Here is a 3,686-nt window from a genome sequence, read left to right as displayed (position 1 = left end):
CGGCAGCTCGCATTATGTCATTAAATAGCTACCTCACTTCAGTCTATCCTGTAAAGCTAAGTTTACAAACTGCTAGGCTGTCGCATAGCATTTTGCCCACCTGCGCCGACGGGCCGGCCACCACCTGCAATGCGCTGCGGGGAATAACCAGCGCGCGGCGCTAGCACCAGTTGTACTTTGCGGGTAATCATCGCCGCCGGTAAGTGCCATGGCGTGATAGCGGCGGCGACCTAATATCTTGTTTAAGCACCAGCATCTGCTGTCCCAGTTGTGGCGAGGATAGCATGCTCCCCTTTACTCGTTTGACCTTTTCGGCGAACCAGCGAATGACACTTCTAGTATACTCTACCTCGCCGCGCGCTCTAATGGTAGGTCTGATGACCTGCTACGAATGACCTGCTACGATATACGCTTTCCGGAACTGGCGCGTCGCCTGGCGATAAACGGCGCTGACGTGCTGGTACTGCCTTCTGTGAGAGGGCTTCTGAAGGAGCAGCACTGGGAAGTTGCTGGTTACCGCCTGAGCGCTGGATAAAATACCTGCTACCTGGTACTACTGGTGGCAGTAGGAGAATGCTGACTGTGCAACATCGATCAGAGCATGGTCTTAGATCCATTGGGATCTAGATCGCCAAAAAGCGGCGGGAACACTGGCGTTGATTTTCGCTCTTCCTGATCCTGCCTACTTGCAGCAGGCCAGGCAGGAGCTGTCTATGTTAACCAATCATCAGTTTGTGCGCCAGGAACTGACACCACCCACGGTTCGGGAATTAAAACGGCAGTGAAGTTAGTTCAAACATCGTCAATGTTCCACCGAAAACATCGCCGGTATCAAATAATACTGGTATAATAATACCACATCTGGCTGACCGGCGTATGGCCAAAAAAGAAATTGCTGGCGCTGGCAATGGATTTACCCAGTTCCTGCTGGTGACAGCCGATTCGCTTGCGGCTCTACAACAACACGCCTCGTCATCAATCTCTTGCTCAAGGAGATAATGGCCCGACGGATAATCCGCATGGGCTATTACCATGTTGCGCTGATTACATGTAGGGTCAGTCAATGACCAGTAGCAGGCGCGCGCATCTGTCGATCCCGCTACCTGTCAGCTCCCATCAGTTGATGAAACTACTGCCTGCCGTTTGCCAGCCACATCTGATCGTCTTGTCATCGGTTACGTTGGCGCTCAAGCTTCGCTATCAGCATATAATAACAGCCGTGTAGATCGCTCATCAAGAACACGCGTACCCACTGAGCAGCATCGATTTTCTGGTGAGGTGACGCGGCATCGATAGCGTTCATAACGGCTCCTGTCCTTGAAGAAATCCAGCGCAATGGCTCGCGGGGCTGAAAAGTTGTATTGCTGGTATAAGCAGTGTGAGTGATGCCCTTGGGCAAAAATTATCGCCGTGCGGCGAATTGCCGGCAGAAATCGTTTACCTATATCCCATTGCGCTGGCACACTGAGTATTTGACCTGTTCCCCGTGCCAGCCCGCCCGCGCGGTGGCGGAATCAAGACAAAAAAAATGGAACAGCGTAATGGAATGGACACAACGCACAACGCTGTTGGCGCTAAACGTGGCGGCAATATTTTCGGCATGTCAGCAATATTGGGTAAGCTGATTTCCTTTACGCCGGGTCACCTTCGCTTTCGGCCGCAGTCTGTTTGCGCTGTTGTGGCCCTTAGCTTGCTTTGATTTTTGATCCTGGGAAGCAGGCTGTTAGCGCACTGGGTGACATTTTTCATAGCAATTAAACAGGCGGGTGGCGCCGCCCTGGCGATACTCGGCTTCACCAGCTTTCCAACATTTACCGTTTTGTTTGAAATCCTGGTCTTTCTCGAGCGGATCCGCTGGCCAGAGTGCGTATTTATCTTGCTTATTTTCCTGGTATTGATGCTTGTCTTCCCCTTTTTTCTCTCCTAAAGGAGCGACCATTGGGTTGTTGATATTTAGGGGTGGTATATACCGGTATCGCCCACGGCTTACTCTGGTAAGTAGTCTGAGTTACGTCCAAAGGCCGCATGGCAGCGGTGATTTTCGCTCCGGAGCCGGTATATGCCATTATTTTTACCTGACTACTTTTTAACGAAGAGCCGACGCCACGCATTTATGCTGGCGCGGCGGTGATTGTGTGTTCCGTGGCGACTGCCGCGCGCCTGAGCGAACGCCAAATTGATTGATCCGCACGCCAGTTTCGCCCTATCTCGCCCGCGCGTGCCAATCGGCGCTAGCAGGCCGCGTTATCCATACTACGGCGCAAGGGGAGTCGGTAGTTGTAGCAATGCTAAAAACTACAACTATCATCTTTGCTAGACATATAACACAAGACACCCAACGGCAATAATCAAGACCGAACGTCAAAAGTCAGGCGTTAAACGTTTAACAGTAAACTTACACCTCGGACACCAAATGCCAAACAGCAAACGGCAAGCTTTAAACCTCCAGGCAGCACAAGCACCACGGCAACATCGGCAGTTTCAGCCCATAACGCTTGGCCATCGCGATGGCATCAGCATTAAGCTGACACATGGTGCGTGGCGCCGGATCGTTCTAAAGCTAGAACGCCAGCCGTTCGTCGGCGCTCTAGCTGTCGTCGCAAACAATAACCATACCCACGTGCTGTAAGAATCCCATACCCCCGCCGCCGGCGGTGCTCAACCAGGCATTGAGCAGAGACTAGTCGGATACGACGTCGATACGTAACATGGCTTTAGTTTCGCGGTTAGGAGAGAAGACCGAGCCGCAATCAAGGTGATCGCGTCCGATGTGATGACCGGCGGCGCCTTCAGTTCGCCGTTGCGCACTATTTCATTGAAAGCCAGCTCCGGCAAGTGCCTTTCGCCCAGCCCCAGCTAGCAAATCCGGGCCAGCAACCCCTGAAAGTGATACGCTCGCTGGCTACGCTCAACTAGTTATGCAATAGCGCGTTGTTATAAAAAAGCTCTTTTAGCTTGGCGTCTGTTTTATAAATATCTTCCGGATCACCGGACAACGCCATCCAGCGGAATGACCCTTTCCCCTCGCAGAACAGAAGACGGATATACGCTGGTACAAGCCTGGGAAACCGAAGGAGTTGTTCACCCCTTCTTTCAGCGACCTGGCGGATATTGTTGCCGTAATCTACGGTGAGCACCCCAGGTATGAAACCCCGGCATTGCCTTCATGTACTACACTATCGAACCGCAGGCCGCGCGGATCACTGCCTCGGGATCAAGGTTATTTTGAATCATGTGGTAAGGCGCTTCAATCAACCAATTTTTGCAATGCAGCGTGCTACCCCTGCGGCGCTTTGACAGGATGGGAAGTCGAATGGCTAAAATCTTTGTTCATCTGGAGTCTTTATGTTGTTTATCTAGATCCTTATAAGTTAGAGAGGAGCATAAGTGTTATGACGGACGCCACCCTGCCTGGTGTGACACGGCAAGAGGGGAGGGGAGCTACAGCGCAGTGCGCGACGGACATATTGCCTGATGTTAGGGCCTATGATAAGAGTTATGGCCGCACGAATCGCGGGAATATCAGGATGTCGGCGGCGGTATCATTACGTCGAGCCTGGTTGATTGTTATATCCATCTTGTTTTCGGCGGCGACTACAGCTGTGAGTTTGAGCAGCGGCTGTCGGACGTCAGCTATAGAGGGTTCGCTGGCGATTGGCAAATAGTGAGCAAACTTCGTACACTGA

5 protein-coding genes and 2 pseudogenes are annotated in these 3,686 nt (G+C 52.1%); 3 read left to right on the top strand and 4 right to left on the bottom strand.

What is annotated here, in order from left to right:
* The first annotated feature begins 391 nt into the window (after window positions 1-391).
* Window positions 392-535 (top strand): hypothetical protein, encoded by a 144-nt coding sequence (locus BG74_RS20350; protein WP_187202539.1) that lies wholly within the window; start codon window positions 392-394, stop codon window positions 533-535.
* A gap of 633 nt (window positions 536-1,168) precedes the next feature.
* On the opposite strand, the gene BG74_RS18775 is transcribed toward BG74_RS20350, so the two are convergent.
* A complete protein-coding gene (locus BG74_RS18775) occupies window positions 1,169-1,303 on the bottom strand; it encodes a hypothetical protein (RefSeq protein WP_256364194.1) in 135 nt (44 codons plus the stop codon).
* Window positions 1,304-1,382: 79 nt separating this feature from the next.
* Here BG74_RS18775 and BG74_RS12600 point away from each other — a divergent pair, with 79 nt between their 5' ends.
* Window positions 1,383-1,625, top strand: a complete 243-nt coding sequence (locus BG74_RS12600) for a hypothetical protein (RefSeq protein ID WP_244267193.1) — start codon at window positions 1,383-1,385, stop codon at window positions 1,623-1,625.
* 98 nt (window positions 1,626-1,723) lie between these two features.
* Here BG74_RS12600 and BG74_RS02800 read toward each other — a convergent pair whose 3' ends face one another.
* The 3 genes and pseudogenes from BG74_RS02800 to BG74_RS20345 form a co-directional block, all read right to left on the bottom strand.
* Window positions 1,724-1,939, bottom strand: a complete 216-nt coding sequence (locus BG74_RS02800) for a hypothetical protein (RefSeq protein WP_066596452.1) — start codon at window positions 1,937-1,939, stop codon at window positions 1,724-1,726.
* Between the two features lie 498 nt (window positions 1,940-2,437).
* Window positions 2,438-3,140: pseudogene (locus BG74_RS18770) on the bottom strand (urocanase-related protein); the annotation flags it as partial.
* Window positions 3,141-3,171: 31 nt separating this feature from the next.
* Window positions 3,172-3,255 carry a hypothetical protein gene (locus tag BG74_RS20345; RefSeq protein ID WP_439895650.1) on the bottom strand — a complete coding sequence of 28 codons (84 nt, stop codon included), beginning with the start codon at window positions 3,253-3,255 and terminating at the stop codon, window positions 3,172-3,174.
* Between the two features lie 271 nt (window positions 3,256-3,526).
* Here BG74_RS20345 and BG74_RS20340 point away from each other — a divergent pair.
* A pseudogene (locus BG74_RS20340) lies at window positions 3,527-3,686 on the top strand (imidazolonepropionase); the annotation flags it as partial.

The organism is Sodalis-like endosymbiont of Proechinophthirus fluctus, from assembly GCF_001602625.1.
Classification (GTDB): Bacteria; Pseudomonadota; Gammaproteobacteria; order Enterobacterales; family Enterobacteriaceae.
Note: the sequence above shows the minus strand (reverse complement) of the source record. Positions and strands in the feature narration are given on the sequence as shown.

Bases quoted from the DNA above. Each gene is read 5' to 3' on its own strand.
- BG74_RS20350 (WP_187202539.1), top strand. From the start codon at position 392: ATGACCTGCTACGATATACGCTTTCCGGAACTGGCGCGTCGCCTGGCG.
- BG74_RS18775 (WP_256364194.1), bottom strand. From the start codon at position 1,303: ATGAACGCTATCGATGCCGCGTCACCTCACCAGAAAATCGATGCTGCT.
- BG74_RS02800 (WP_066596452.1), bottom strand. From the start codon at position 1,939: ATGGTCGCTCCTTTAGGAGAGAAAAAAGGGGAAGACAAGCATCAATAC.